The sequence below is a fragment of the Bradyrhizobium sp. CB82 genome (genome assembly GCF_029714405.1).
GTDB lineage: Bacteria > Pseudomonadota > Alphaproteobacteria > Rhizobiales > Xanthobacteraceae > Bradyrhizobium.
Genome location: NZ_CP121650.1, coordinates 540,286 through 566,986, shown reverse-complemented (window position 1 = coordinate 566,986; position 26,701 = coordinate 540,286). Strand labels below are relative to the sequence as shown.

At 61.8% G+C, this 26,701-nt stretch carries 23 protein-coding genes and 3 pseudogenes; 11 read left to right on the top strand and 15 right to left on the bottom strand.

What is annotated here, in order from left to right; genetic code table 11:
* Window positions 1-112: 112 nt before the first annotated feature.
* The 5 genes from QA640_RS02665 to QA640_RS02645 form a co-directional block, all read right to left on the bottom strand.
* Window positions 113-2,059, bottom strand: coding sequence for an AAA family ATPase (locus QA640_RS02665; protein WP_283039233.1), 1,947 nt, complete (start codon window positions 2,057-2,059; stop codon window positions 113-115).
* A gap of 88 nt (window positions 2,060-2,147) precedes the next feature.
* Window positions 2,148-3,002, bottom strand: coding sequence for a metallophosphoesterase (locus tag QA640_RS02660; protein ID WP_283039232.1), 855 nt, complete (start codon window positions 3,000-3,002; stop codon window positions 2,148-2,150).
* Complete coding sequence (locus QA640_RS02655) at window positions 3,002-3,472, bottom strand: hypothetical protein (protein ID WP_283039231.1); 471 nt, start codon at window positions 3,470-3,472, stop codon at window positions 3,002-3,004. The genes QA640_RS02660 and QA640_RS02655 overlap by 1 nt, the downstream gene beginning before the upstream one ends.
* 148 nt (window positions 3,473-3,620) lie before the next feature.
* On the bottom strand, window positions 3,621-4,199 hold the full coding sequence (locus QA640_RS02650) for a hypothetical protein (protein WP_283039230.1): 579 nt from the start codon (window positions 4,197-4,199) through the stop codon (window positions 3,621-3,623).
* Window positions 4,196-4,522 (bottom strand): HNH endonuclease signature motif containing protein, encoded by a 327-nt coding sequence (locus tag QA640_RS02645; RefSeq protein WP_283039229.1) that lies wholly within the window; start codon window positions 4,520-4,522, stop codon window positions 4,196-4,198. Before QA640_RS02645 ends, QA640_RS02650 begins: the two co-directional genes overlap by 4 nt.
* A gap of 295 nt (window positions 4,523-4,817) precedes the next feature.
* On the opposite strand from QA640_RS02645, the gene QA640_RS02640 reads away from it, so the two are divergent.
* On the top strand, window positions 4,818-5,240 hold the full coding sequence (locus QA640_RS02640) for a hypothetical protein (RefSeq protein ID WP_283039228.1): 423 nt from the start codon (window positions 4,818-4,820) through the stop codon (window positions 5,238-5,240).
* Window positions 5,241-5,500: 260 nt separating this feature from the next.
* Window positions 5,501-6,001 (top strand): hypothetical protein, encoded by a 501-nt coding sequence (locus QA640_RS02635; protein ID WP_283039227.1) that lies wholly within the window; start codon window positions 5,501-5,503, stop codon window positions 5,999-6,001.
* Between the two features lie 214 nt (window positions 6,002-6,215).
* On the opposite strand, the gene QA640_RS02630 is transcribed toward QA640_RS02635, so the two are convergent.
* Both QA640_RS02630 and QA640_RS02625 read right to left on the bottom strand, forming a co-directional pair.
* On the bottom strand, window positions 6,216-6,626 hold the full coding sequence (locus tag QA640_RS02630; protein ID WP_283039226.1) for a hypothetical protein: 411 nt from the start codon (window positions 6,624-6,626) through the stop codon (window positions 6,216-6,218).
* Window positions 6,627-6,761: 135 nt separating this feature from the next.
* Window positions 6,762-7,205: a hypothetical protein gene (locus tag QA640_RS02625; protein ID WP_283039225.1), complete on the bottom strand. Its 444-nt coding sequence runs from the start codon at window positions 7,203-7,205 to the stop codon at window positions 6,762-6,764.
* A gap of 738 nt (window positions 7,206-7,943) precedes the next feature.
* Between QA640_RS02625 and QA640_RS02620 the strand changes: the two genes are divergently transcribed.
* The 3 genes from QA640_RS02620 to QA640_RS02610 all read left to right on the top strand — a co-directional run bounded on the left by QA640_RS02620 (window position 7,944) and on the right by QA640_RS02610 (window position 10,225).
* Window positions 7,944-8,105, top strand: coding sequence for a hypothetical protein (locus QA640_RS02620; RefSeq protein ID WP_283039224.1), 162 nt, complete (start codon window positions 7,944-7,946; stop codon window positions 8,103-8,105).
* Entirely contained in the window at window positions 8,102-8,326 is a 225-nt protein-coding gene (locus QA640_RS02615; RefSeq protein ID WP_283039223.1) for a hypothetical protein, read from the top strand. Before QA640_RS02620 ends, QA640_RS02615 begins: the two co-directional genes overlap by 4 nt.
* A 339-nt stretch (window positions 8,327-8,665) precedes the next feature.
* The gene (locus QA640_RS02610) at window positions 8,666-10,225 is read left to right on the top strand and encodes an FGGY-family carbohydrate kinase (protein WP_283039222.1); all 1,560 of its coding nucleotides are present in this window, start codon (window positions 8,666-8,668) and stop codon (window positions 10,223-10,225) included.
* Between the two features lie 9 nt (window positions 10,226-10,234).
* On the opposite strand, the gene QA640_RS02605 is transcribed toward QA640_RS02610, so the two are convergent.
* Genes QA640_RS02605 through QA640_RS02595 form a run of 3 tightly spaced genes read right to left on the bottom strand, consistent with a single transcriptional unit; the run spans window position 10,235 to window position 13,426 of the window.
* Entirely contained in the window at window positions 10,235-11,257 is a 1,023-nt protein-coding gene (locus QA640_RS02605) for a carbohydrate kinase family protein (RefSeq protein ID WP_283039221.1), read from the bottom strand.
* Window positions 11,258-12,268, bottom strand: a complete 1,011-nt coding sequence (locus tag QA640_RS02600) for a hypothetical protein (protein ID WP_283039220.1) — start codon at window positions 12,266-12,268, stop codon at window positions 11,258-11,260.
* Window positions 12,269-12,319: 51 nt separating this feature from the next.
* Window positions 12,320-13,426, bottom strand: a complete 1,107-nt coding sequence (locus QA640_RS02595; RefSeq protein ID WP_283039219.1) for an ABC transporter ATP-binding protein — start codon at window positions 13,424-13,426, stop codon at window positions 12,320-12,322.
* A 352-nt stretch (window positions 13,427-13,778) separates the two neighbouring features.
* Between QA640_RS02595 and QA640_RS02590 the strand changes: the two genes are divergently transcribed.
* The 3 genes from QA640_RS02590 (at window position 13,779) to QA640_RS02580 (ending at window position 17,351) form a co-directional block, all read left to right on the top strand.
* Entirely contained in the window at window positions 13,779-15,422 is a 1,644-nt protein-coding gene (locus QA640_RS02590; RefSeq protein ID WP_283039218.1) for an extracellular solute-binding protein, read from the top strand.
* A gap of 164 nt (window positions 15,423-15,586) precedes the next feature.
* Entirely contained in the window at window positions 15,587-16,465 is an 879-nt protein-coding gene (locus tag QA640_RS02585; protein ID WP_283039217.1) for a sugar ABC transporter permease, read from the top strand.
* A gap of 31 nt (window positions 16,466-16,496) precedes the next feature.
* Window positions 16,497-17,351 carry a carbohydrate ABC transporter permease gene (locus QA640_RS02580; RefSeq protein ID WP_283039216.1) on the top strand — a complete coding sequence of 285 codons (855 nt, stop codon included), beginning with the start codon at window positions 16,497-16,499 and terminating at the stop codon, window positions 17,349-17,351.
* Window positions 17,352-17,559: 208 nt separating this feature from the next.
* On the opposite strand, the gene QA640_RS02575 is transcribed toward QA640_RS02580, so the two are convergent.
* The 3 genes and pseudogenes from QA640_RS02575 to QA640_RS02565 all read right to left on the bottom strand — a co-directional run.
* Window positions 17,560-19,293 carry an adenylate/guanylate cyclase domain-containing protein gene (locus tag QA640_RS02575; RefSeq protein ID WP_283039215.1) on the bottom strand — a complete coding sequence of 578 codons (1,734 nt, stop codon included), beginning with the start codon at window positions 19,291-19,293 and terminating at the stop codon, window positions 17,560-17,562.
* A 318-nt stretch (window positions 19,294-19,611) separates the two neighbouring features.
* Window positions 19,612-20,859, bottom strand: a pseudogene (locus QA640_RS02570) (ATP-binding protein); the annotation flags it as partial.
* Window positions 20,860-20,961: 102 nt separating this feature from the next.
* Window positions 20,962-21,105, bottom strand: a pseudogene (locus tag QA640_RS02565) (GAF domain-containing protein); the annotation flags it as partial.
* Window positions 21,106-22,354: 1,249 nt separating this feature from the next.
* Here QA640_RS02565 and QA640_RS02560 point away from each other — a divergent pair.
* From QA640_RS02560 to fetB, 3 genes are read left to right on the top strand one after another with little or no spacing between them, the layout of a single operon-like run.
* On the top strand, window positions 22,355-23,389 hold the full coding sequence (locus QA640_RS02560) for a Cj0069 family protein (protein ID WP_283039214.1): 1,035 nt from the start codon (window positions 22,355-22,357) through the stop codon (window positions 23,387-23,389).
* Window positions 23,390-23,392: 3 nt separating this feature from the next.
* Window positions 23,393-23,989 (top strand): ABC transporter ATP-binding protein, encoded by a 597-nt coding sequence (locus QA640_RS02555; RefSeq protein WP_283039213.1) that lies wholly within the window; start codon window positions 23,393-23,395, stop codon window positions 23,987-23,989.
* Window positions 23,986-24,792: an iron export ABC transporter permease subunit FetB gene (fetB, locus tag QA640_RS02550; protein ID WP_283039212.1), complete on the top strand. Its 807-nt coding sequence runs from the start codon at window positions 23,986-23,988 to the stop codon at window positions 24,790-24,792. The genes QA640_RS02555 and fetB overlap by 4 nt, the downstream gene beginning before the upstream one ends.
* A gap of 19 nt (window positions 24,793-24,811) precedes the next feature.
* Here the strand turns inward: fetB and QA640_RS02545 are convergent.
* Window positions 24,812-25,190: pseudogene (locus QA640_RS02545) on the bottom strand (glyoxalase); the annotation flags it as partial.
* Window positions 25,191-25,319: 129 nt separating this feature from the next.
* Window positions 25,320-26,645 (bottom strand): MFS transporter, encoded by a 1,326-nt coding sequence (locus QA640_RS02540; protein WP_283039211.1) that lies wholly within the window; start codon window positions 26,643-26,645, stop codon window positions 25,320-25,322.
* Window positions 26,646-26,701: the final 56 nt, after the last annotated feature.

Sequence of the window (26,701 nt, the reverse complement as noted above, 5' to 3'; positions counted from 1 at the left end):
AGACGGCGGACCGCTCGTTCCACAATGGATGAAGAGCCGCGGTCCGACTGCTAAATGATCTCTCAGGTTGCGAGTTGGCGCCGGCTTGACGCGCACCTTGCCTACTGCTTGCCTACTGCCGAAGTGAACAACCAACGGCGCGCCCAGCAATCGAAGCTTCGTAGATTCTGCGGATTTCATCGCCGGAGAGATGCCTGCGCTTGCTCAGTTGTTGAGCAACTGCTTCGATTGCGCCACGATGATCCGTCATGATGCGGAGTGCGCGCCGGTATAGCGCCTTGAGATGCCGACCGACCTTTCGTTGCAGGAGTGGGTCCGTCCTCAAAAGCTGATGGATGTCGTTTGGTCCCACCACATGAACGAGCGAACCACCGAGTCCCACGGAGAAATGAAGGACGCCCACGAAGCGCGAGGCGGTCGCTAGATCGCTCTTGATGTCGCCGCCCGCGTTGGCGGACACGACTCCAAATACAATTTCCTCAGCCGCCCGCCCCGACAGGATCGCCACGACACGATCTTCGATGTCGCTCTTGGTGGGTAGATCGTTCTCTGTCGTCTCCGACAGCGTCTCGCCCAAGCTATCTGTCCCGCTGCGTACGACGCAGCGTTTCACCACCGCGCAGCCCAACGCCAAGGTGGCGACCGCGTGCCCCGCTTCGTGGACGCAGATCCGCCGCAGGGTGTCGGGGGCGAAGTCGCTCTTCGGCAGTACCGCGGCTCTCAGGTCGGCCGGGGAAAGTGCTCCGCCACGAGCACGCGCGATTCGGCGGCCATCGCGCACATACTGCATAACCTCCGCGCCGGTCGCCCCCTCAATCAGGCCGGCTATCTCTTCGAGATCGCGCTCGGCGACGTCTCCCGCGACGTGAAAACGCAGGATGTTCAGCGTTCCGACGAAGTCGGGCCTCCTAATCTCGATCGCGCGCTCGAGACGCCCCGGACGCATCAACGCGGCGTCGAGATCGGCGATCCGGTTAGTTGCACCTATGACGATGATGCCGGTCCTCTTGCTCTTACCGTTGCTGGTGCCGGCTATGCCGTTGTCCAAATTGGTCAGGATGTCCCCCAAGATTGGGGTCCAGTAGTCCCTGTTGCGATCCGACATCGTTGCGCGATTTGGGATCGCGTCGCACTCATCTAGAAATAGAATACAACAGCCAGAATCCGCTTGAGATGCAAGCGTCCTCGCCTGCGCGAACACCAGGCGCTCGGCGCGGATAACGTCGTGGATGTAGCCGGTTCCGTTGAACCACTCAGCCACTGAAGATTCCAACAAGGGAACCCGGCACTCCCGCGCCACCATTCTCGCCCAAAGCGACTTGCCGAGGCCAGGCTCTGAAAAGACCACGGCGCCACGGTCCAGAGCGGACCATGGAATTCTTTTCGCGCGATAATCCTCGATGTCTTTCGCAAGTGCCAACGCCCAGCGGCGCGCCTCTCCGAACTCCACTGCGAGGCGCAGGTCGGGCAGGTCGTGTGCGGCGGTGTCCGCGCCGATCCTCCCCGACGTCACCGCCAGGCGATCGCGGATCTTGCGGGCAGACCACCCGGACCGAAACGTCGCCAGGATATCGGGAAAGTCCACGCCAACGACGGTAAGCCCGGAAAAATCGACGTTGTGAGGCTTGCCGCCGAAGCGCGCGACGGCGTCGCTCACGACCGAGCCGGACGACCCGAGCTCGATCGTGAGGTCGGCCGCGGCGACCAGCGTGGACGGCAGGACCCCGACATCGGCGGCGACGCCGACAACGGAGTGCTTCGTCAGCTCGAAGGCCACCACGTCCGATCCCTTGTCGGAGCGATGCTGCCGATCGGTGCCGTCTCGGGAGATCAGTATCCAGGAACGGCCGAAAACCTTCTGGCAATAGTCGGCAACCGGCGCGACCCAGGCCGGTGTGGGGACTCGGACCACGACCGCGATCGGTTGCTTGCTGTCGGCGAGCTTCCGGCGAACGGACGGCGAAGTAGCCGCTTCGAAGGCGGCGGCAGCAAGCGCCATCCGCGGGTCACGCTTGTCGTAGCGATCTTCCGCGATCGGCTTGAGCCGGTTCTCGTCCACCTTTTCGAGGTCGAAGTCCGCCTCGGTGACACGGCTCGCATCGTTCGGGATCTTTTGCATTACTAGGAGTTTCCGCGTCCTTCCCCGACTAGGAGCTGATTTTCACGATCAAGCCTGGATCGAAATCCTGGACCTCGTCGCCGTAACCGTGCGGGTTGCAGATCACACGGGTCCGGTTGATCATGTAGTCGGAGCAGGCGTGAACGTGGCCGTGAAACCAGAAGTCAACTCGCGGCGTCGGCCCGGTCGCTTCCTGCGGGTTGGAGCGCAGATCGTCCGTTCCGTCGAGCGGACCGGAAAGCAGGTCGTCCGCTATCGTCGAGGCGAAGGCGGGCGTCAGAGGATCGTCCTTCCAAAGTTCGGGGACGGAGCGAAAGCTCGGCGCGTGGTGGGTGACGATCACGACCGGCATCGCCGAAGCGCGCGGATCGGCGAGCTCGGCCGCGATGTAGGCGCGCGATTGGGCATGCATGGCCGCCGCTTCCTGAGGGCGAAAGCGCCCCCACGGGCGTTTGCGCCATCCGATCCGCCGGTGGTCGTTCATGCCATCGCGCGCGGCCGCCATGGCGGCCGCCATGCGGTGGTCGCCGAAGAGCCGGAAGTCGACCCAGCCGGTGGCGCCGATGAACCTCACGCCGCCGACGCCGTTCACGGCACCGACGACGGCAGTGTCGTTCTCCAGCAGGACCACGTTGTGATCGGGCGCTGCACGACGGGCCTCATCCAGCTCGTCGAGAACGAACCTGCGATAATACTCGTGATTTCCCATGACGAACACGATCGGGATGTCGACGGGGACGATGCGGCGCAACGCCACGAAGGAGTTGCGCGCGCCTTCGCAGACGTCGCCCGGCACGATGACGACATCGACGCCGGCGCCGACCGTTATCGGTTTGGGGGCCCGCCAGTCCGCATGCAGGTCCGAGAAGAGCTGGGCCAGCATCAGACGCCGCCTCCGTGGCCACGGTGCAGTTGGCGGCGCCTGCGCGCGTTGCGGAGCCGACTTTCGCACCAGATGGTATGCAGCCTCCAGCTCGTCGACAGCCCGGCGCGATCGACGGAATCGAGCGGGGCGCATTCGATGAGGTCGGCCATGACCGACGCCGCAGCCGAGTCCTCGAACGCGACGGCCAACAGCATCGTCATGGTCAGATCGAGCCTCGCATCGACCTCCTCGGGCATCCGCATACCCAAGGCGATCTTGATCGCCGCGGTGGCGTCCCCTCGGACAGCGGCGCGCCAGTCTTCGATGGTGGAGCCGATGAGCGCGACGCAGTCGTGGATCCGCCGTTTCAGCTCGTCGTCGAACATCTCGGCGGTGTACCCCCGCCAGAAGGTGAGCGCGTCCTCCCAGGCTTCGATGTCACCGGAACGGTTCCCTGCTGCGTCGCTCCGATCGTTCTCTTCGTTCATCAGGTTTCCTGTCTGCGCCGCTATGCACCGCGCCTTCGAAATTCGGGGGACGATGCTTGCGGTGGTGTCCCAAGGGACACCACCGCCCTCGCCTCGCCACGCCGGGCCATGGCATGCCTCACCGGGCCACGCCCCGCCGGGGGACTCGTCAGTCGGGGAGCAGCTCCTCGACCGTGAAGCGGCCATGCTTCTTGCGCCAGTCGCCGACGCCCACCTGCGACCCGGCCACACGGAAGATGTCCACGACCTGCTCGCGATTGATCACGGTGGGGAGGAAGCTCACGTGGACAACGGCGTGCCAGCTCGCGAAATAGGGGCGCGTGCGCGGCGTCAGCGCGCGGCGCACGCGGACCAGCTTCCTGAACCTGAAGTCCGGGTTCTTGGCGAGCTTCCGGATGTCCCGCGGTCCGTCGTATTCGAGCAGCGCGGGCGCATCGACGACAACGGCGCCGGCGAGCGTGGCGCCGAAGTTGCGCGTCTTGGCGGCGTCCTCGAAGCACTTTTCCAGCGCGTCCGCGGGCAAGCAGGGGCGACCATCGTGCGTCCACATCTTGCCGAACCATTCGATGTCGGCGATCCGGCGGTGATCCGCCGCGGTCTTCTTGCGCTTGCCGGTCACCGCGGCCAGCTTGATCGCGTCGGGGTCGAGAGGGTCGGCCATCCGGGATGCGTTCATCAGAAGCGGGCCGAAGGACTCGAGTTTCAGGGTCAACCGCTCAGCGCTCATGCCGCTTCTCCCGCGAACGAGGCGTCGAACAGCGGCGCACGGGCGTGGATGACGACGTCGACGACGGTCGGCGGCTGGAGCGTCGCGTAGAGACGGGCACTGAGGAAGTTGTGTACGTCGCGATGACAATCACGGCACAGCGCGGTGAGATCGTCCGGGCTCTCGTCGCCGAGGTTCTCGTACGTGCGGTGATGGGCCTGAAGCGGGATCTCCGACGAAGGCGCGTTGCACAGACGGCAGCGGAATCCGGCCGAGCGCAGAGCTTCGAACCTGGCGGGGCTAGTAAGCCAGGCGTCGCTCGCGATGTATTGACGGTATGGCATCGTGTCTCCTGTCATCACGCCCAAAATGTAACCGACGAAAACGATTGACGCAAGGCATAAGTGACTTTTTGTAACCCACAAGGTTAACGGAACGCGACGGCTGCCCCGTCCCAACGGCGGTGGCATCGACGATGATCACGGGGTTCGCTTGCCCGGCTCGCGAAGGGTTCGCCGGCGCAAGACATGCGTACGGGAAAAGGGCGTCCCGCCCCCGCTGGCTTCTGTCTACTCGTCGGCGGACGGGTTAGTGTTCGCCGAATCACCGGCAGAAGCAGGCGACCGACCCGGATCCAGAATGGCGAAACTCATCGACATGTCGAAGGTCTGGCCCACGCCCGCACTCTTCCGCGCGGCGCGGGGCCTTCTGTGCTGGGGACAGGAGGAGCTCGCGGAAAAGTCGGGCTTCGCCCGCAAGACGATCATCCTCATCGAGAGCCATTCGTCGGCGACCATGGACGCCCGGCGTGTGGCCATCGTCGAGGAGCTGGCGAGCTTCCTGGAGAAGCAAGGAATCGAATTCGTTCCGACCCGCGGCAAGGAAGGCGCCGGCGTCCGCTTCAAGGAGCGAGGTCGCGAGGCGAAGGTCGTCGAAGAGATGAAGGCCCAAATCGAACTACGCAAGGCCGGTCGGAAGCTGAAGGCGGACGAGAAGCTGAAGGCCGAAGAGGCCCGCAAGTCCGAGGGCAAGGCAAAAGGGCGCAGGACGAGCATTCGATAGCCGACGTCCTCCCTGCATTCGTCTCCCTGCTGCGCGCGATAAACGAAGCATTCGCTCGCGATCCTTCGGCGGCGCCCCGTTGGAGAGGCGACAGCGAGAGACCAGAGATGGATTACGCAGATCGCATCGGGAAGGAGACCCTCGGCGTCTGGCGAGACGAGCTCTCGCGTTGGACGCCTACGGGAGTTTTCCGCGCACGCGTCGAGGAGATCTCGGCACCAGGGCGGATCTCGCGGCAGACCTACTTCCGGCAACCAGGGTTGGCTTTCCTGCGCGACGCCTGGATCGCCTCCCGGGTCGCGTCGGCGCTGTCGTCGGACCAGGTCAGATTGGTGCCCGATGAAAGGCCCGACTTCGAGATCCAGACGGACGATCGAGTCCTCCAGTTCGAAGCCACCGAAGCCGACATGGATGGCCGTCGGCGCGGCGACGAACCCGACGATTTGGGCTGGCGGCCCGATCCGGTCGAGGAATGGCGCAAGCGGTTCGAGGCGATCCCGGCGGCGCTCGACCGGGTCGTGACCAAGAAGGTGGGCAAGGATTATCCACCCGGAACCGCCCTGGTCGTCTACGTCAACTTGGGATGCTATGGCGCCTACGTGGAGGAAGGCATCCCCATCCTCCGAGCCGGTACCGAGCCGGCCAAGGACAAGTTCAAGGCCGTCTTGGTCATCTGGGAAGGCACCCTTTACAAGTTTTGGGAAGACGGATGCCCCTCTTCGGATCGATGGCCATACGCGAGCGCAGACGACGACTTCTGAGCGTGCCTTGAGAACAGGGTGGATCCGATCCGAGGTTTCGCGCCTTCGTTAAGCACATGGCTTACGGCGTCGACCCGACTCCGCGGGTGGTCGAAGCGAGTTGTCGACAGTACGGGGTGTCGCGCCCGGCCGAAGGGCGATGCCGCTGGCGATGGAGTCCCTGGGCGTGGCGACGACGGGGCGCCCGACCGTGCCCTCTCCGAAACCGCCGTGTCTAAGAGCGGCTCTTGGCGCGGAGGCGACGAGCCCGGATCCGTTCCAACACCGGGTCGATGGCGGGTACTACCGGCGCCGGCGCGTCGGCCGGAGGCGGGGACGGCGGCGGCATCGTAGCCGACGTCGGTGCCGGATGCGGGCGCGGGGTCGCCATCCGGATCACCGCCGCCTTGGTCGTGAAGAACTTCCCGGCGATCGGCACGATGTCCAGATCGCCGTCCCGGACCGCGGTCCGGATCGTGGTCAGCGTCACGGGGCCGCCGCCGCCCGGCCAGAACAGAGCCACAACTTCAGGCAGCGTAATGAGCTCGTGCTCGGACCAGTCGGACACCAGCGGCCGGAGACGGACCCGCTCGGGCACGACGTCACGCGGCGGTCCGTCAACTCGAATCCGGGGCTCGAACGGCATGGCGAAACTCCTGGCGGAAGGACTTCTATCGGTTACAATTTGGCACCGATGAAGGCCGCAGTCCAGTGCCGGCATCGGAGATGGTTAATCGGTCGGGAGAACTTCCGTGACGGACCGAAACAGGAGCAAAAGTCCTTACGTCAAATGGTATCCGGGTACGTTGAGATTCCGGAATCGTGGCCGCGGAGTTGGTCGGAAAAAGCACCCGAAATCAGGCCAAACGGGACCAAACCGGCCAAGACCGGACGTCGTAAGTGTTTGATTTCGTTGGAGCTGGTTTTTCGAATGAGGGTGGATAAGTCGTGGAGCGAATTCTACTCCGGCGTCGCGCCTGAGTGCGATCAGCGTCTCGAACTCGAACAGGGTGACCTGCTCGCCGGCGTTGCGCAGGTGCGAATAAAACCCTTCCCCGGTCATGTAGCGATCGCCCTCAATACCCTTGCCGGCGATTAAGGTGACTGCCGACATCGACCGCATTGGCAGGAACGCACGCGGCGTGATGTGGATGAAGCGCACCACGCCGGTCCATCCGATCGGGGGAGAAATCAGGTCCAGTCCATCCTTCGCCTTGACGCGCACCTGAAAGGTCCTCCTCGAACAGGTTCCGGGCTTGGAGCGGCCGGTAGTAACAAATCAGTCTAGGACACTCATTTTCCCTGTCCAACTATTCCGAGTTACTCGTTTACCGAATTGGCAACCTGCATTCACGCCCTTGAAGCATTGGGCTGTCGAACGGCTGGTCCAGAGCAACCGGGTCCGATCCACAGGTCTCGCACGCAGCCGATGTTGGCAGCGTCCTGGTCTGTGGGTCCTCTCATTAACTTATGTGAACATTCCTCGACCAGCGGCGTTGCATGCGAGGAGCGTCCTCCGCTGTTATGCACGGTAACAATCACTGGGCAGATTTCGCCGGAACAAAGAGGTTCCGCCATGCAAAGCCATATCGACGAAGCACTCAGACGCGCGATCCTTCGAGAGATCGGTGAGAGATTACAAGCATGTCTCAGGGAGCAAGAGTTGCCCGTGAGCCTCAGAGATCAGCTTCAGCGGCTCCGCCAGCTTGATGATCGGACGACACGCACTACGTGCGACCATCCAGCGGGCCGGCAAACAGTGGCGCGTTGGTTAATTTCTCGAATGCGTCGGCGGAAAGGCAAGTGATAAAAGAGAAACGGCCCCAACGCTGACGTGGCGCTTGGGACTGTGAAGCGGTGACGAAGGGCCATGACCTTCATCCAGTCGGACGGCGATAGGCCCGACGTCTTTGTGAGAGACCGGAATGCGGAACAACATTGTGGGCCTCGAAATTAAACCCCCATGGGAGCTGTAAAGGACATCCGCAAGCAGGCTGAGGTGGCCGAAAAGGCAGCCGCACGCACTGCTGACGCCTTTGTGGCAAATCAGATGAAGACCTTGGCCGAGGCGTTCCGGGCCCAGGCCGATAGCATGAAAAAGAACAAGAAGAAGAAGAAGAAATGAGTTTCACCGTCAAAGGCATGTGCAAGCACGGCGAACTGGCACACCGCAGAAAAACCGCCGAAGCGGCCCTGACGAAAGCCAGGGAGCTTGCCCAGATAGGCTGCTACGACGTCCATATCATCACCCCGGAAGGCCGGGACTACGCCTCCTCCGAGTTCGGAGACCTTCCGCGATCGCCCGTCGCATGGCGACCTATCCAGAAAACCAACACCCACCCGTGAGCTGGACCTCGGCAGTATTCGGGGCGATGCCAGTCAACGGTTGCGGCGTGTCGACTGGACTTTTCCTGCAACGTCCGCTGGCTGCTTGAATGCACTCCCGCTCATACTGGCGGCCAGCTGAACAGCACCATCTTCGAGCAATCCCCACGTTATTCGGCTCGGAAGTTCTTCTCAGAGCCGTCACCCGCCCCCCTCGACTTACAAGGGACGCTCGGCGCGCGGGGCACTACCGCAGAACTCGGGGATGGATTGGACTCAAGTCAGTTTATCTGGTCCCGGAGTTGCTGGACTGGCGAGCTGGAAGCGTTCAGTGTTATCAACATAAGACCAGGCGTTTCCATGACATTGAAGGCAAAGCCGGTTACATCTTCCGCGCCATTGATCGTGGGTATCGATGTCGGGACGCAGTCGATCCGCGCGATCGCTTTCGACCTGCGCGGTAGCGAGGTTGTTGCGACCCACCGCCCGACCCCGGCGCACATGCTTGACGGCCGCAGCGGCGAGTATGATCCGGACGCGCTCTTTGCCTGCGTGTGCGATTGCCTATCGGAGATCGGGCAGCAGGTGCGGGGCCGGCCTGTGGCTGGACTTGCCGTGGCAAGCGTCGGGGAAAGTTGCGTACTCGTTGATGAACGCGGCCGCGCGCTCGCCCCTGCGCCCGTCTGGTTCGACGGCCGCAGCGAGATCGCCGCGACGGCTCTCGCCAAGAAAATAAGCAAGCAACGCGTTTTTGAGATCACCGGCCTACCGATCGATCCGACGCTGACCCTCTGCAAGCTCCTGTGGATGAAGGAGCACTGGCCCGATGCGCTGAAGCATACACGGCGAGTGCTTTGCATTGCGGACTGGATCGCCTTCCGCCTTTCGGGTGAGGCGGCGACCGATTTCACACTCGCCTCGCGTACGCTCTGCCTTGATCTGAAAGGACGGCGCTGGACCGAGGGGCTGGTCGCGGATGCCGGCATCGAGCCAACCCTGCTGCCACCTATCAAGGCAAGCGGTTCTCTGCTTGGGCCCGTTCGTCGTGAAGTCCTCGACCGGACCGGGCTTGCTGGGAAGCCGGTCGTCGCCGTCGGCGGGCACGACCATCTTGTCGGCTCCTATGCGGCAGGTCTCACAAGCCCCGGCATGGTCCTCGACAGCCTCGGTACGGCCGAGGCGCTGCTCATGATGACTGAACGCCCATTGCTGGACCAGGAGGTCGTCCGCGGCGGCTATGTTCAGGGCGCGGTGGAGACGCATCGGCCGCTCTACTATCTCGGCGGAACGATGAACAGTTCTGGTGGCGCCGTGGAGTGGCTGCGAGCCCTTTTCGGCGCTGCGCCCCATCAAACACTCATCGATGAGGCGCGCGCAGAAGGGCCGGGCAACGCCGGTGTGGTCTTCCTGCCGCATCTTGCCTATGCGCCGCCGCCCGCACCCGATATTGCCGCGCGCGGCGCCTTCATCGGGCTTACCGCGAGCAGCGGCCGCGGCGCGGTCTATCGCGCGGTACTCGAGGGGATCGCGCTGCAGGTAGGCCGCGTGGTGGACGGACTTGCCGCACTTCCCGGGGTCGGACGTCCGCGCGAATATCGCCTGATCGGCGGCAGTTCGCGCAATCCGCTGCTCGTCGCGATCAAAGCGGCCGTATTCGGCGCGCCGCTTGTCGTAGTCGACCAGCCGGAGGCGACTGCGCTAGGCGCGGCGCTTCTCGCTGGCATCGCGGCCGAGCTTTGGCCGGACCTGGACGCGGCACGCGCCGGTATCGAACGGCGCGAGCATGTCGTTGAGCCGGACCCGGACTGGGTGGCAATCTACGCCGAGATTCGTCGGCGCGTATTCGATCCGCTGCAGGACGCGCTGAAGCCTTTCAACGAGGCGATCGCGAACGTGGCAAGGACCCGCGAAACGGCCTGAAGTCCATTCTCAGTCGATCTCCTCCCGCCAGCCCCAACGATCGGCAAGCGCCAGGCATTCCCGCCAGCGCAGAACCCCGTCAGTTGTGCCGACCCTGCGCAGTGAGGCAGCAGCCACGGCGTGGGCGAGCGCCAGCGCGTCGGCAAGGGTCCAGCCCTCCAGAACGGCATAAAGAATGCCGGCAGCAAAGGCATCGCCGGCCCCGTTTGCGCCAGCAATCTCTTCGGCCGGTATCCGTAATGAGGGCTTCGCGAGCATCTCGCCGGAGCGGGTGAGCGCGATCGCGCCAGCGGGGAAATGGACGACAAGGAGGTCCATGGCTCCGGCATCCAACACTTTGCGCGCCGCCACGCGGCAGGCAGCGACATTTGTGCTGCCCTCGCTTCCCGTTGGCATCCCGGCGAGCGCGCCGATCTCCACATCGTTGATGATGAGAAAGTCGAGGACCGGCAAGCAGGGCCGGACGAGGCGGGCAATCGTGTCCGGTGCTACGGAGGCGAGCTCCATATTGGTGCGCAGACCCGCAGCGCGCGCCTTCTTCAGGACAGCCACCCAGCCATTCGGTTCAGCAGCGAAAGGCGCGTCCATGCCTGGGTAGAGCCCTGGAAGACCGAGATGGAGGTGGGAAGCCCGGATTCCCGAGAAGTCGCAAAGATCGGGCGTCAGCAGATCACTGCTGGCAGGAAAGAAGATATGCGTGCGCCGCCCCGTCTCACGCAAAGCGAAGGCGTCGGTGTAGCTCGTGCGTCCGCCAGTGACAATGCGCAGTCGGCTACGCTCGATGCCGTGAGAATCGGCCTCGGCAACCAGCAAGCGCCCGTCCTCGTCATCGCCGATGATGCCGATTGTTTCGACGAGGAAATCGGGGTCCAGCTTCTTAAGGGCGATCGCCATGTTGCAGGCTGAGCCGCCGCCGTGTCGCTCCTCGGCAATAATCGTGGCGAGGCCGTCTTCCGACGGCCAATGGTCGACGAGCTTGTTATGGTCGCAGCACCAGCTGCCGGCCGTCACCACGCCTTTGGGCGCCGCCATTCAGCGTGCTCCGGCTTTGAGGATGGGATCGGTCACTTCGCTGTCCTCATCGAGTGGTCGCCTTGCGCGAATGCCGACTCTTGCGAGCACGTCGTGATAGAGCCGCACCGCCTCGCTCGGCGAGACCTCGCGCTCAATGACCCGGCGCATCAGGCGCACGATTTCCATCGGGGATTCGGCATACCAGATCTTGCGGCCGAAGAGTGCGACCCGCGCACCGTGACGCTCTGCCTGTGCAACGAGCTCCATTGCGTCGCGCGTTGTGGCTGCCGCACCCCCGAGAATGCCGACGATAAGGTTGTGCGGGTCGAAGGAAGCGAGTTCTTCCATGGCGCGCGGCCCGTTATAAGTCATTTTCAGGAAGAGGGGCCGTTCGGCCAAGGCAACGCCGGCAAGGGTGCGGGCGATCGCATCGTTCACGTAGAAGCCGAGATCGACGCCGCACGTGTCGATTGGGAAGGCGGGATTGAAGACCTCAAGGAAATGGCGCATTCCGACCGCTTCTGCCTCCTCGCGAAAGGCGGCATAAGCTTCGAGGGTCGCAACGTCTCGATCGATGTCGTTGTAGAAGGTGACGGAATAAAGCCCGAGATCTGCGACCGTGCGCGCGTGCTTGAGCCGGGCCGTACGGAACGGCCGGGCTTGCAGCGTTCTGTATGCGCCGCCGCGCAGGCTCCAGATGTCGGTGGTGTCGTTCAGACGTACGGCTGGCGTGACGGGAGTGTCGGCATAGGTGCCGTTCGCGTGCAGCACCTCCGCCGAGGAAACGGAAGTCAGCATGATGTCGACGAGGCCGGATCTGACCATGTCACGCATGCCAGCACGATAGTCGGCAACGGGGCGCATCCGGTCTGTCGACTGATTGTCTTGATCATAAACTGGCCCCGGCGCACCCGCACCGAAGCCCATGTCGCCGTCCTTGGCATCCGCGATGATGAAATCGGCCGGCACATATTTCCCCGCGCGGATATGGGCGAGTTTGCGGTCCAGTGTCTTCTCAGGCACGGGCATGGATCGCTTTCTCCTTCTTCTTCGGTTTGATTGTGTTGTGCGTTGTGACGCTCAGCCGGGGAGACCGCACAGGAGTTGGTCGGCAGTCCTGTCGAACAGGTAGATGTGCTCGGGACGCATGGCCAGGTAGACGTTCTCCCCTTCGCGCCAGGAGATCTTTCCAGCCACGAGCACGTTGAGAACCTGCTGCGAGGGCAGCCGCGTTCTCACCAGAATGGTGTGGCCGAGCGGCTCGACGGTATCGACCGTTGCGGCCAGGCTATAGACTCCGTCGCTGGCCGGGCGGTCGGAAAGCGAGACGTGTTCTGGCCGTATGCCCAGAAGCAGGTCACGGGCGCTTGATCGCTGTGTTGCAGCGAACAGACGACCGGCAAGTTCAACCGTCGCGTTCAGGTTCGTGAGCGTTACGCCATTGCCGTTTGCGATTCCCTCAAGGAAGTTCATCGGCGGACTGCCGATGAAGCCTGCCACGTAAGAATTTGCCGGCTGTTCGTAAAGCTCCATCGGCGTTCCAACCTGCTGCAGCTTGCCGCCGCGCATCACGACGATCCGGTCGCCCATGCTCAATGCTTCCACCTGGTCATGGGTGACATAGAAGGTGGTGACGCCGAGGCGCTCCTGCAACTTGATGATTTCGGCTCGCATCTCCATGCGCAGTGCCGCGTCCAGGTTCGAAAGCGGTTCATCCATCAGGAATACCCTCGGCTCGCGCATAATCGCGCGACCGAGTGCCACGCGCTGGCGCTGACCGCCGGAAAGTTCCCGAGGACGACGTTGGAGAAGCTCCTGGATGCCGAGTAGGCGCGAGACATCCTTCACCCGGGTCTCGATCTCTGCTTTCGGCACCTTGCGGAGTTGCAGCCCGAAAGCGAGGTTGGAGAAGATGTTGAGATGCGGGAAAAGCGCGTAGTTCTGGAACACCATGGCGACGTCCCGATCGCGCGGAAGCTGATCGGTAACGTCCTTGTCATCGAATAGGATCTGCCCCTCGCTGACGGCTTCTAGCCCGGCGATCATGCGCATGGTAGACGTCTTTCCGCATCCGGAAGGGCCGACGAGGACGATAAACTCGCCATCCGAAGTGCCGAACGAGAGATCCTCCACCGCGGAGACGTCGCCGAAGCGCTTCGAAACGCGTCTGAGCTCCACTCTTGCCATTGTTCTCCGTGTGCCTTTCTGCAGGGCAGTCGTAGACCGCGCGAGCACATCAGAACCGGCTGTTCAGGCGATTGATACACATCGCTGCCGCGACTGTCCATGACGCTCTCCGGCGGGCAAAGCGCTCTTGCTGCACCACTTTCCCGTATTGACCCCTTAGGGAGGCCAGGACTAGATTGAACTCCGAAGGCTGCGCTCCGGTCGCGCAGATTGCGACCGCTGGATCCTGTGCGTTGATTACGGATCGGAGGTCTTGGCCAAATCTTCATTCCATTTTTTGCCAGCACGATGAGAATTCGCGCTCCGAGCTCCGGATCGCAGGCTTGCCGCGCGATGGTGAGAGGAGGAGAAAATGCCGAGTGGAGGACACGTCGAGAAGTTCGAACATCTGCTTCATGGGTATTTGAAAGGAAAGATCGGCCGACGCGAGTTTGTGCTCGGCGGATTGCAGGCTGGGCTTTCGCTTGCGGTACTGACGAGACTGACCGCTCCGGCGCGGGCGGCAAACCTGATGGAGTCAGCGCCCGAGGCGCCGTATGAGTCGCCGATCACCAAGGAGCGTGTCGACTTCATCAAAACCAAGCCCTTCAAAGGGACGACCATCAATGTGATGGTGCTCAAAGCGACGGTAGGTGACGGCCTCAAATATCACGTGCCGCACTGGGAGGAAGAAACCGGCGGTAAGGCAAATGTCGCCGAGGTGCCGATCGAGACGCTTCACCAGCAGATCTTCTCTGACCTCGCGAGCGGCCTTGGCCGTTATGACGCCTATATGACCGGGGCGTGGTTCTATGGCGATTTCTTCGTACCCGAGACGCCGTATATCATTGACATCGACAATCTCCTGGCCGATCCGCGCTACCCGTACTGGGATCCGAACCAGTGGCTGCCGTCCATGCGCAAGCTCTATGAATGGAACGGCAAGCTCTATGGCGTGCTCTTCGACGGGGATGCGCAGGCGCTATACTACCGTAAAGACATCTTCACCGACGGCGAGACCAAGGAAAAGTTTAAGGCCAAGTACGGCTATGAGCTGCCCAGTCCGCCCAAGACCATGAAAGAGCTGCACGACGCCGCGGAATTCTTTACTGGCTGGGATTGGAACAAGGACGGCGGAAATGACTGGGGCCTGGCGCTGCACGCCAAGGTGAACGAGCAGGGATTTTTTCACTTCCTGTCACTGTCGGCACCTTATGTGATCTCGCCCGACAACAAGTATTATTTCTTCAATCCGCAGAATATGAAGCCCCTCATCAATTCGGAAGGGCACCTCAGAGCGCTCGAGGATTACGTCAAACTTGCCAACGCCGGTCCGCGTGAAGAGATAAGCTGGACGCTTGGGCAGGGTTGGAATCTGTTCCTCGCCGGTCATTCGGCAATGGAGCCGACCTGGGGTGACCTGCCGACGCTTGCCCAAGACCCCAAGACATCGAAGGTGAAGGGCAAGGTCGGCGCGGCCGGTATACCGGGTACCACCGAGGCCTTCAATCCGATCACGGGCGAATGGAAGAAGTATGAGTTGAACCAGGTCGGCAACACAAATGGTGGCTCCTGGCATTGTGTCATCTCCCGCAATTCCAAAAAGCGCGAAGCGACCTACGACTTCCTGGCTTTCATGGCCAACAAGAAGAATGCTTTCTTCAATTCCGCAAACGGCTGGACCGGCGTGCAGCCTGGCATGAAGTTCGAATATCTGCCGCCGGTTGGTACCGCCAGTCTGGACGAGTTCAAGGCGCAGAACTGGAATGCCGATGACGTGGTGGAATATTTGAAGGGCTACTATTCGGTCCTGAGCGCGCCGGTGCAGGAGGAATATCTGCGCATCCCGGGAACAGCCGAATATTGGCACGAACTCGACGTCAACATCTCGGCAGTCCTGGGGGGCCAGATGCAGCCGAAGGCTGCGCTCGATGCCACTGCTGCCGCCTGGGAGAAGATTACCGAGCGTTACGGACGCGAAAAGCAGAAGGCGCTCTACCAGGCGTCATTTGAATGATCGATATCGCTGGAAACCTCTGTCGGCTTCCGGCGATGATCACGTGGGGAGTCACATCTCGCGGCACCGCACGCGCGGACCCTGGAAGTCGGCGCCGCTGATCGCTCCAATGGCCTGCACCGGAGGGCGCCGGCCAAGTTCGGCGACTGGGGCATTCTATGAAAGTGACGCACGCGAGGCCAGGCGAGTACGGCGCGGCCTTCAAATATGTTCTTCTCCTGCCCGCGGTGCTCTGGGTCGTCGCGTTTACATTTGCTCCGCTCATATTTGTCATCCGCTACAGCTTCGCCAATTACGTGCTTGGCATGGGCATCACCGGGTATGTCGGGTTGCAAAATTATGCCGACGTGCTCGCCTCTGACCGTTTCTGGCACAGCATCATCGTTACGGCCATTTACGTGGCGGTCTCGGTCCCGGTCGAAGTTGTCCTAGGCTTCATTGCGGCCTGGCTGGTTAATCTCGGTGCGCCCTGGGCGCGCGGCTTTCGCACCATCATCGGCATGCCGCTCTTCACGATGGAGGTGGCCATCGGCTATCTCGGCGTGACGCTGTTCAGTTCCCAAGGGGGACTGGTCACGGCCCTGCTGGGACTTGGGGGCATTGAAGTCCCCTGGCTTTCGACGCCGTCCGGAGGAATTGCCGCAGCTATTCTGCTCGATATCTGGCGCTGGACATCCTTCGTTTTCATCATTGTGCTGGCGGGACTGAGCAGCATTTCGAGCGATCTCTATGATGCCGCGATTCTCGATGCTCGGAATCATTGGCAGGTGATGTGGCGACTGGGCATCCCGCTCGCGTGGCCAGTGACGACAATCGCCATCCTGCTTCGGACCATCGAATGTCTGAAAGTGTTCGCGATCCCATACGCGCTGACCACGGGCGGGCCGGGCACGAGCACGGAGGTCTTCAGCGCGATGGACTATCTGACCACAGTTCAGTTTTTCAATTTCGGCCAAGGCTCGGCGATGGGCATCATCTTCCTCATCATCGTCTCGGCACTCATCACGGTGTTTTTCAAACAGATGCGCAAGCGCCTGGGCTGAAAAGCGACACGTTTCCGCGGAGGGCAAGAGCATGATCAACATTCTGTGGCTCAGGGCAAGCCTGATCTCCAAGATCGTTGTCTATACGCTTCTGGCGCTTGCGGCTGTCGTCACGCTGCTGCCCTTTGTGTGGGCTTTTATCAACTCCATCAAAACGAGCACCGCTACCTTCGAGCCCGGCGTCGTCATTCCTTTCCTCGATTTCGAGCCGACGCTCGATTCCTGGGGCAATGTCCTTTCTGACCCGCAGGCAATCAATGCCTTCATCAGCAGCGTCGTTGTCAGCGTGGGCACCACTCTCTTCGCCCTGATCCTCGGTGTACCGGCCGCCTATGCGCTTGCTCGATTCCAGTTTCCGGTCCGGTCGGGCGATATTGCACTATGGTTTCTCTCGCAGCGCGTGCTGCCGCCTGCCGTGGTTCTCGTACCGTTTTACCTGCTCATGGTGTATCTGAGGCTCATAGATACGTGGACGGGGCTGATCTTCTGCTATTCCACCTTCAATCTCGCCTTCGCCGTCGTCATCATGCGCGACATATTCCGCGACGTCAGTACCGAGATCGAAGACGCGGCAAAGGTCGAGGGCGCCACGCCCTGGCAGATATTCTGGAAAATCTCGCTGCCGCTTTCCGTTGACGGCCTCATCGTCACCGCCGTGTTGATTTTCGCTTTTACCTGGAACGAGGCGCTTTTTGCCTCGGCGCTCACATCTCAAAGCGCGACGACCTTCTCCGCGCTGGTGCTTGCCTCGCGTTCGACCCGCGGCGTCGATTTCAACATAGCGGCAGTCAATACGCTGATCGGAATCGTGCCGCCAGTGATCCTCTATTTCTTCGTGCAACGCTATCTCGCGCGGGGCCTTTCTTTCGGCGCTGTCAAAGGCTGAGCTGGATCGACAGTACGCTCACTTGGATCAACTTCCCATCAACGTCGATCATTTTTGCAAGTGTCTGCTATGCGCCAGAACCCGTCCTTTCCCGGCTAGTCGCAGTTGACCCTAACCGGAAGCTCGCCAATTCAACAAAGGGTGTCGTGCGGCAGAGCGTACAACTTGCTGCAAGGTATGAACAGATGGCCTGGAGATCAATGCAACCTCACCCCTTCCACCCGGCCTTACGCAAACCCTCGACGAGATGCGCGTGGTCTTCTGGACGAAACCACGGAGCTTTCTTGCGAACATACATGTCGAACGCCCCCGGTGCGCGTGAGATGGCCTTCTCCAATTCTTCCCGGGCTTCCGTTGTACGGCCAAGCTGGGCAAGCGCCGCCGCGGACCAGCGATAGACCATCGGAAACTCGGGGTACGACCGGATGAGACGTTTTGCAGCCTCGATCGAAGCCTCATATTCGCCGCAGAAATAGAGACCGCAGGCAACGTGCAACAAACGAACTGCCAAATAGGGGTCGCGGGGATCGAGCCTGAGACACACGTTGAGTGCCGCGAGTCCCTCCTTGGGCCGTCTAGCAAAGATCAGCGTCGCGCCTCTATGGCCGTGCGCGATCGCCAAATTTGGGCTCATGGAAAGAGCTTGCTCGATCTCCGCCAACGCATCGTCAGCCTCACCGCGCGCTTGTAGAGCCCAGCCGAGGCACGACCGGGCTTCCGCATCGGCGCCATCGAGCGCGACCGCCCGGCGCGCCAGGGTTTCGGCCGAGTGTTGCGCATCTCGCAGGTCTATCTTCTGGTAGAGCGCGGCCGCCTGCAGTTGGTACAGCGCGAGCGCGCTGTAGCTGCCGCCGAAAGTCGGGTCGAGCTCGATGGCTTGTCTGAAGAAGTTCTCTGCAGTCTCGTCGTTGTCTACGGTAGCCTTGCTCAGATGCCACAGGCCGCGTTGATAGGCTGCCCAGGCATCGAGGCTCCCCGGTGGCTTGCGCATGGCGCGTCGAAGCTCAGCGTCTGCAATGGCGGGGGCCAGCGCGATCGTCAGCGCTTCGGAAAGCTCGTCCTGCACAGCGAAAACATCCGCGAGCTCGCGGTCGTAGCGCTCGGCCCAGACATGATTACTGGTCGCCGCCTCTATCAATTGCGCAGTGACGCGGATCCGGTTGCCGGCCTTGCGCACGCTGCCTTCAAGCACATAGCGGACGCCGAGCTCGCGCCCGACCTGCCTAACATCGACTGCTCGCCCCTTGTAAGTGAACGACGAGTTCCTCGCGATGACGAATAACGAGGGATAGCGGGATAGTGCCGTGATCACATCCTCGGCGATTCCGTCTGAGACATATTCCTGCTCGGGGTCGCCGCTCATATTGGTGAGCGGCAGCACAGCAATAGACGGCTTGTCGGGCAAGGAGAGCGCCAGCCCTTCAGGTTTGGGCGTCGCAGTCTCCCGACCGGGAGCGATGATGATGCGGTAAACGTGGACAGGTCGGGCGATATTTTTCAGAATTTGCTCACCCGCTTCCTCGACGTCGAAGGCGACCTTGTCGCGCGCATGGTTGAAGACCGTCTGAGAGATACAAATGCCGCCGGGTTCGGCAATGCTCTCGAGCCGCGCCGCGATGTTTACGCCGTCCCCAAAGATGTCATGGGCTTCGACGATCACGTCGCCGATATTGAGCCCCACACGGAAGAGAATGCGCCTCTCTTCCGAATCGCCGATTGAAAGCTCGTTGATGCGAGCTTGGAACTGCATGGCTGCTCGGACCGCTTCGACCGCACTAGGAAACTCAGCCAGGAAACCGTCGCCTGTGTTCTTCACGATGCGCCCGCCGTGTTCCGCAATCGCAGGCTCGATACCTCGCGCGAGGAGCGCTGTCAGTTTGGCGTGTGTGGCCTCTTCGTCATTGTGCATGAGCCGAGAATAGCCCGCCACGTCGGCGGCCAATATCGCCGATAACCTACGCTCGACCCGGACTGGCCTCTCTTGCACCATTTCCCGCGATCCCTCCCAATATTGTACGACCGATCAAACGGCAGCGCCAAACCTTGCTGCTGGGTTGAAACGTCAGCCGGCCTGACCGACGTGGGCCCCCGGATATGCGAAGAGCTCGAAATGCGCGCCGCCAATGTCGCGCTTCAGGCCGCGCAGTGAAGCGGTATGTCTGAAGTTGGGCGTAGATTGGACGTGGCTGGCCAACTGCAAGAATGTCGAGATTGACCCCCAGCTGACCTCAGCAGTCCGATCCCACTTACCGCGCAGAGTCTAGTGGCGCCAGCGCGCGACGAGGACATCTGCCGTCGCGGAGAACGGGCCCTCGTTTTCGCTCTCCGTATCCGCTTTCTCCGGCCGCCGGCATTGGCCGGCGTATTCAGCGAAAACGGACTCGTTTCGTTCCAGAGGCAGGCTAAATTGAAATACCGCGCCCCGAGGTTCATTTGCGCCAGCCCATATCCGTCCCCCGTGCGCTTCGACGATCGAACGGCAAATTGACAGTCCCATGCCCATGCCACTGGACTTGGTCGTGTAGAATGCGTCGAAGATGTGCTCAAGATTCGCGGGATCCAGTCCCGGACCCGAATCCCGCAGGCAGACGAGCACACCATTCAAGGCATTTCTGCCAGTGCTGATCAGCAACTCACGCGACCCCTCGCCAACGCCGCTCATCGCTTCGACGGCGTTGATGATCAAGTTGAGGACCACTTGTTGCAGTTGGACCCGGTCTGCTCGAATGAGCGGCAAGCCCTCCGCGAGTTGCATCCGCACCGAGACGCCGTTCTTCACCATTTCGCCACGGGTCAGAGCTATGACCTCAAGCACTGCCTCGTTGATCTCTATGTCCTCCCTCCGTGGAGGCGCCTTCTTGATAAGGGCCCGGATCCGACCGATGATCTCGCCGGCCCGGGTACCGTCGCTGATGATCCAACCGAGCGTCTGCCGGACCTGCTCTAGATCCGGCGGTTGAGCATCGAGCCAGTTCAACCCGGCCTCCGCGTTGGCGACGACCGCCGCGATCGGCTGGTTCATTTCATGTGAAATCGAAGCCGTCAGTTGCCCCATTGTCGTAACGCGATTGGCGTGCGCGAGCTCCATCTGGGCTTCGCGGTAACGCCGCTCGCTTTCGCGGGCTTCGGCTTCCGCCCGCTTCCGCTCGGTCAGATCGAGCACGAACGCGACGCCTTGGTCTCGTTGTTCGTCGAACGCCGCCGAGCCGATCAGCACGGGCACACGGCTACCATCCTTGCGAAGGTACTCCTTCTCGAAGGGTTGCACCACGCCAGTCATCTCTAATTCTTCCCGGGCGCGCGCGGTGCGGTCGCGCCATTCCCCCGGCGTGAGGTCCGTCCAGCGCACGCGACCCGAGATAAGGTCCTCGCGATCGTATCCCACCATACGGAGGAACGTGTCATTGGCCTCAACGAGCCGACCGTCGAGCTCCCAGATGCAGATCCCGATGATGTTGGCGTCGACCAGACGCCGGATCTTCGTCTCACGTTCTTCGAGCAGTCTGTGCTGTGTCGCTAACCCTCGCAAATCAATCTGTAGCGCGTCGCGCAACTGGAGCAGGAGTCTGAGGTAAGGCTTGCTGTACTCGTTCCTTTTGTTGTCGAGAACGCAAATCGTTCCGAACACCTCGCCATCAGGCCAACTGATCGGTACACCGAGGTAGGAAATCATCCCCAGCTTGATATCGGGGTTTGATTTCCACTCTTCATTCCGAAGGGCGTCGGGGACAAGCAGTGGTTGACACGTCTTCATCACGGTTTCGCAATAAAGCCCCGTGTTGAGAGGTGCGAGTTCGTCCGGTTCGTAGGGATTGCCTTGGGACTCGCTGGATACGAAAACTTTTGATGTTGGGCGGCTCTACTCGCATGATCAAAGCGGAGGGAACGTGCATGATCTCGGCAAGCATATCCACGACCTCTTGCCATTTATGGATGATTTCAGTGGGTACTTGGATAGAGTTGTAGAGCAACGATTGACCCCATCGAGTGGCCCGCCGCGGGCAACGCGGCCAGGATAGCCTTCTTCCCATCGGCGCCCGCATCCCGGGCAGAAGTCTCTGCTCGAGATGCTTCCACCAAGCCAGAAGCCGCTATCCCAATCAGCGCCGAACCGAAAAAAAGACGGCCAAATTGCTGGACTCTGCCGTCAAGCAACGCCGCTGAGAAGGGACGCTGATCTTCGTCCGCATCGGCCGGCCAAGGCGCGCTGGAAGCAGCTTATCACAGCCATGACCAGGATGTCCTGAGAGAAATAGGGCGATGCCAGGCTGGTCCAGATCGAGGGCGCGCGTGGTTGAACCCAACCACTGATCCTCCGAGCTGTCACCGAAAATGCGGTGACGACCCTGGCCCTTGCAAGCTCTGCCGAGGATCTCCTCGACCTTCTGCCAGTAGACCTCTTGCGCATAGGCCTTCGAGACGACTGCCAGGCAGGTCGATGAATTGAAGGCTGGTGCTGGCGCGCTCAGGCGATGTCCGCCGATGCAACCTTACACACTCGTCCGCGCGGACGTTCTCATTGCGGCGCGCCATTCGCGCGGACGCTGCGTCGATGGTCGGTTTTCGGATGTAATCGAGGTGAGTAGACATGCGGCGTCCTTGCTGATTCAGGACGCGATTCTTGGGCATGTCATCTTGGGCATGTCATCTTGGGCATGTCATCTTGGGCATGTCATCTTGGGCATGTCATCTTGGGCATGTCATCTTGGGCATGTCGCCTCATGAGGAGATCGCAATTCCCCATCCTTGCCCAATCGTCAACAGGGTCGACAGTTCCGATGTCCCTCAAAGTATTTCAGCGACGGCCCGCACACAGTTCAATCGTTCCTATCGATCGTCGAATGCGTTCGGTGCGGACATCCCATTGAGGCGCGCTAACCTCCTCACACCGTCTTGAAAAGGCCAGACAAGTTCGCGTAAAGTGCGGTCCCGAGGGGGCAAGCAGACTCCCCGTGAGACTTCGGTCCAAGCTCTGCGCAGCACGCACAACGTGGAGCTCGCGCATGAACACCGAACTTTTCTCCCGTTCCCTAAATTCCGTGGCCATTCTCTCGCGGGGCAACGCTGTCGCGCGGCGAGAGGCGACCGCGCAAAACAGCCGTTTCGTCCAGGTCTTCGAAGCGCTCTCCGCCGCCGGCATCAAGGCCCGCCCGGCAATCTACGATGAAAGCTTTGCCGAGGAAGTCCGCGAACAGTTGCTCGCGGTGGACGGCGTACTCGTCTGGGTTAATCCTATTCAAGACGGTCGAGATCGCGCCAGTCTCGACGCCCTGCTGCGCGACGTGGCCGCTCGGGGCGTGTGGGTGAGTGCGCACCCCGATGTCATCCTCAAGATGGGCACCAAGGAGGTACTCTACCGCACCCGCTCGATGGGGTGGGGAAGCGACACGGCGTTATATCAAAGCGCGGAGGCCATGCGCGCCGAGTTGCCGACACGGCTCGCCACCGGTCCCCGCGTGATCAAGCGCAACCGGGGTAACGGAGGCCAAGGCGTCTGGAAGGTCGAGAAGTTGCCAACTTCCCCCATGATAAGGGTGCTGGACGCGACCAAGGACGCGTCAGAGGAACTAACGCTGGATGATTTCCTTCGACGCTGCGCGGAGTATTTCGAAAGCGGCAGCGTGATCGATCAACCATTCGAGTCTCGCTTGAGCGAAGGCGTCGTGCGCTGCTACATGGCTGGCGATCGCTGCGCCGGCTTCGGCCATCACAAAGTCAAAGCTCTAGTCGACTCGCCGGCCGCACGTGCCGAGGCCGGGCCCCGGCTCTACACGTCCAGCGCAGACCCGCGATTCCAGCGGCTCCGTCGGTTGATGGAAGACGAATGGACGCTGCAGCTAACCTCGTTACTGGATATTGCGCGAGGTGACCTGCCCATGATCTGGGACGCCGACTTCATGCTTGGTCCGGTGCAGACGGACGGGAGGGACAGCTACGTGCTCGGCGAGATCAACGTCAGCTCGGTGCATCCTTACCCGGACGAGGCACCGGCAGAGATCGCTAGGCAAGTTGCCGAGCGGTTGCGGCGCAAGCTTTGACACATGCTGACAGTCCGCGCGCTCAAGCGCTTGCACATCTCGGTTTCGTTCGACCTGCAGGACGGGGAATGCGTCGCCCTGCAAGGGCGCTCCGGCGTCGGGAAGACTCTTCTGCTTCGCTCCATCGCGGATCTGGATCCCAACGAGGGGACGGTGAGGCTGGACGGAACACTCCGGGAGGCGATGCCCGCCCCCGCTTGGCGAAAGCGAGTGACTTACCTCGCTGCCGAGCCGGGTTGGTGGTGTGACACTGTGCAAGAGCACTTCAGCAGCTGGGATGATACCTTGCCACTGGTCACACGATTGGGTTTGCCGGCCGATTGTGGACCTTGGCCGATCCAAAGACTTTCGAGCGGCGAGAAACAGCGTTTGGGACTTGTGCGGGCGCTCATGCTGCGATCGCGGGTGCTTCTGCTGGACGAGCCGACCTCGGCACTCGACTCGACATCCGCTGCCGCCGTGGAATCCTTGATCTCCGAACGCATCTCGACTGGAACGAGCGTCGTTTGGAGCACGCACGATGACACCCAGGCCCGCCGTGTCGGATCGAGGGTTCTTGTGATGAGTTCCGGCGGTGGCATCGAGGAAAGCCGGCCGTGAGCTACATCCAACTGACGTACGGCGACCTGATCCTTCCCGCGCTCCTCGTCGTCATGGATGGCGCTCTCTCGCTTGTTCTCCGCCTCAATCTGGAAAGGCAACTGGCCATCGCGACGGTGCGGATGGTGTTTCAGTTGGTGCTCGTCGGATACGTGTTGACGTTCCTGTTTGCCGCGGTCTCGCCCCTCTGGACCGCCCTTGCGGCCATCATCATGGTTCTTTTCGCATCTCGGGAAATCGTCGCGCGGCAGAAGCGTCGCCTGCCAGGCATCTGGAGCTACGGCTTGGGCGCCGGATGCACGCTGATCGCCGCCGGTATCGTCACCATGTTTGCGCTTCTGACGGAGCTCCGCCCGGATCCTTGGTATCATCCGCGCTATGCCCTGCCGTTGCTGGGCATGATCCTGGGCAACACGATGACGGGGATCAGCCTGGGCTTGGACGTGCTGACAAACAGCCTAGTGCGCGAACGAGCCGCTGTGGAAGCTTGTCTCGCACTCGGTGGCACCCGATACCAAGCCCTGCTGCCAATCGCACGGGACGCGTTGAGAAGCGGTTTCATGCCAATCATCAACAGCATGGCGGCGATCGGCCTCGTTTCCTTGCCGGGGATGATGACTGGCCAGATTCTCGCGGGCGTCGAACCGGTCGATGCGGCAAAATATCAACTGCTCATCATGTTCCTGATCGCAGGCGGAACGGGTTTGGGAACGCTGGCCGCCGTCCTGGGTGGCGCTCACCTCCTGACCGACGGTCGACACCGGCTACGCCTTGATCGAATTTCGACCGAAAGGTCCGGTTGAGTGCCGCTCGTGCGTCGCCTCAAGCTGAGCTCTTGCTAGTCTGCTCGCGAACGATGTAGTCCGCGTACCAGTCGGGCCAGTTGGCGTCGCGCTGCCCGGTTCGCTTCTCGTGCTCTCCATGCGCGGCCGCGGCACGCCTCAGCGCTTCGGCGAGCTCCCGCGACGACGCAAAGCTGGTGTCAGCCTCGACACCCGCCCGGCAGCCGATCCGTCACTTGCTGGACTAGCCGACCATTGCCGTCCGGATCGAGGAAGCTCGCGAGGGCTCCATAACTCGGCCGTTCCGGATAAGGGCCCGGGACGCGGCCATTGGGCCCCCGGTGAAACACCTCGCTGACTTCGACACCCCGTCTGATGAGCTCATCGCGGGCTGCCCCGATATCGGAGACGACGAGAAAGTGGACCGCCGCAAGCTGAATCGTATCGCATTCGACCAAGCATCGATGACGGCTTGGGGGAGGCCGGCGGCGAGAAGGCTCGACAAGTCGGACGTCACGACGACCGGTCGGCGGTCTGACGGGGCTTGCCTAGAGGGTTCGTTTCGCGCTTTCCGGGGCGAGCAGGATGCCGATGAAGGCGCAGGCCGCTATCGCCTCGAAATAGAGGATCACCGGGGTGAAGCTGCCGCTCGATCCAATCAGGGCGGTGCCGACCAGGGGCGCTATGCCGCCGCCCAGGATGATGCCGAGCTGCTTGCCGAGCGAGGAGCCGCTGACACGGACTTCGGTCGGAAACAGCTCCGCGGTGAAGGCCGCTTCCGGCGCGAACATCAGCGCGTGGATGATCCCGATCGAGACGACGAGGCCAGTGATCAGCAGCGTCGGATCCTTGCTCGCGACCAGCTGGAAGTAGATTGGATACCAGGCGGCGGCCAACAGGATGCCGAGCCCGATGAACGGTCGGCGGCCGAAGCGGTCCGAGTAGCTTGCGATCAGCGGCACCATGCACATCTCCAGCACGTTGGCGACCATGGTGCCGAAGGTGACGTTGGATTGCGCCATGCCGAGCGTCTTGAACGCATAGCCGAGCACGAAGACCGTGCTCATGTACTGGAACGTGCTGTGCGCCATGTTGACGAGGCAGCCGAACAGGACTGGCTTCTTCCACGAGCGCACCACGTCGAGCAGCGGGGCCCTGGGACGCGCCGCCGAGGCCCGCACCGCCTTGAACAAGGTCGATTCGTCGACCTGGAGCCGGATGTAGGTGCCGAGCACCACCAGCACGAGGCTCAGCACGAAGGGCACGCGCCAGACCCATTGCGCGAAATCCTGCGGGGTCGAGACGAGACCGAGCAGCGCGATGAAGCCTGAAGCGAGGATCACGCCGATCGGGCCCGAGGCGTTGACGAAGGAAGCGAAGAAACCGCGCCTTGCCGAGGGCGCATTCTCCAGCGTCAGCGACACCGCGTTCATGTATTCGCCGCCGAAGGCAAAGCCCTGCACGAAGCGTAGCGCGACCAGTGCGATCGGTGCCAGAAGCCCGATCGAATCATAGCTCGGCAGGCAGCCGATCAGGAAGCTCGCGACGCCCATCAGCACGAAGGTGATCGTCAGCATCTCCTTGCGGCCGAGCTGGTCGCCGTAATGGCCGAACACCATGCCGCCGAGCGGCCGGGCGACGAAACCGACCGCGAACGTCGCATACACGGCCAGCATGCTCGCGGTCGAATCCATCTTGGGGAAAAAGAAGCGATCGAACACCACGGGCGCGGTGAAGGCGTAGATGAAGAAGTCGTAGTGCTCGATCACCGAGCCGAGCGAGGAGGCGATGACCAGCTTGCGGAACGCGGCCGTGATCGGCACTGCCGTCGTGGCTTCGCTCGTACCGACCATGACATCTACGCTGTTGCTCATGACGTTTTCCCTCTCTGGTCTTTTTTGTCTGGCTTCAATCAGCAGCTTTCCCGCGG

Bases quoted from the DNA above. Each gene is read 5' to 3' on its own strand.
- QA640_RS02660 (WP_283039232.1), bottom strand. From the start codon at position 3,002: ATGCTGGCCCAGCTCTTCTCGGACCTGCATGCGGACTGGCGGGCCCCC.
- QA640_RS02655 (WP_283039231.1), bottom strand. From the start codon at position 3,472: ATGAACGAAGAGAACGATCGGAGCGACGCAGCAGGGAACCGTTCCGGT.
- QA640_RS02650 (WP_283039230.1), bottom strand. From the start codon at position 4,199: ATGAGCGCTGAGCGGTTGACCCTGAAACTCGAGTCCTTCGGCCCGCTT.
- QA640_RS02645 (WP_283039229.1), bottom strand. From the start codon at position 4,522: ATGCCATACCGTCAATACATCGCGAGCGACGCCTGGCTTACTAGCCCC.
- QA640_RS02640 (WP_283039228.1), top strand. From the start codon at position 4,818: ATGGCGAAACTCATCGACATGTCGAAGGTCTGGCCCACGCCCGCACTC.
- QA640_RS02630 (WP_283039226.1), bottom strand. From the start codon at position 6,626: ATGCCGTTCGAGCCCCGGATTCGAGTTGACGGACCGCCGCGTGACGTC.
- QA640_RS02620 (WP_283039224.1), top strand. From the start codon at position 7,944: ATGGGAGCTGTAAAGGACATCCGCAAGCAGGCTGAGGTGGCCGAAAAG.
- QA640_RS02615 (WP_283039223.1), top strand. From the start codon at position 8,102: ATGAGTTTCACCGTCAAAGGCATGTGCAAGCACGGCGAACTGGCACAC.
- QA640_RS02610 (WP_283039222.1), top strand. From the start codon at position 8,666: ATGACATTGAAGGCAAAGCCGGTTACATCTTCCGCGCCATTGATCGTG.
- QA640_RS02605 (WP_283039221.1), bottom strand. From the start codon at position 11,257: ATGGCGGCGCCCAAAGGCGTGGTGACGGCCGGCAGCTGGTGCTGCGAC.
- QA640_RS02600 (WP_283039220.1), bottom strand. From the start codon at position 12,268: ATGCCCGTGCCTGAGAAGACACTGGACCGCAAACTCGCCCATATCCGC.
- QA640_RS02595 (WP_283039219.1), bottom strand. From the start codon at position 13,426: ATGGCAAGAGTGGAGCTCAGACGCGTTTCGAAGCGCTTCGGCGACGTC.
- QA640_RS02590 (WP_283039218.1), top strand. From the start codon at position 13,779: ATGCCGAGTGGAGGACACGTCGAGAAGTTCGAACATCTGCTTCATGGG.
- QA640_RS02580 (WP_283039216.1), top strand. From the start codon at position 16,497: ATGATCAACATTCTGTGGCTCAGGGCAAGCCTGATCTCCAAGATCGTT.
- QA640_RS02560 (WP_283039214.1), top strand. From the start codon at position 22,355: ATGAACACCGAACTTTTCTCCCGTTCCCTAAATTCCGTGGCCATTCTC.
- QA640_RS02555 (WP_283039213.1), top strand. From the start codon at position 23,393: ATGCTGACAGTCCGCGCGCTCAAGCGCTTGCACATCTCGGTTTCGTTC.
- QA640_RS02540 (WP_283039211.1), bottom strand. From the start codon at position 26,645: ATGAGCAACAGCGTAGATGTCATGGTCGGTACGAGCGAAGCCACGACG.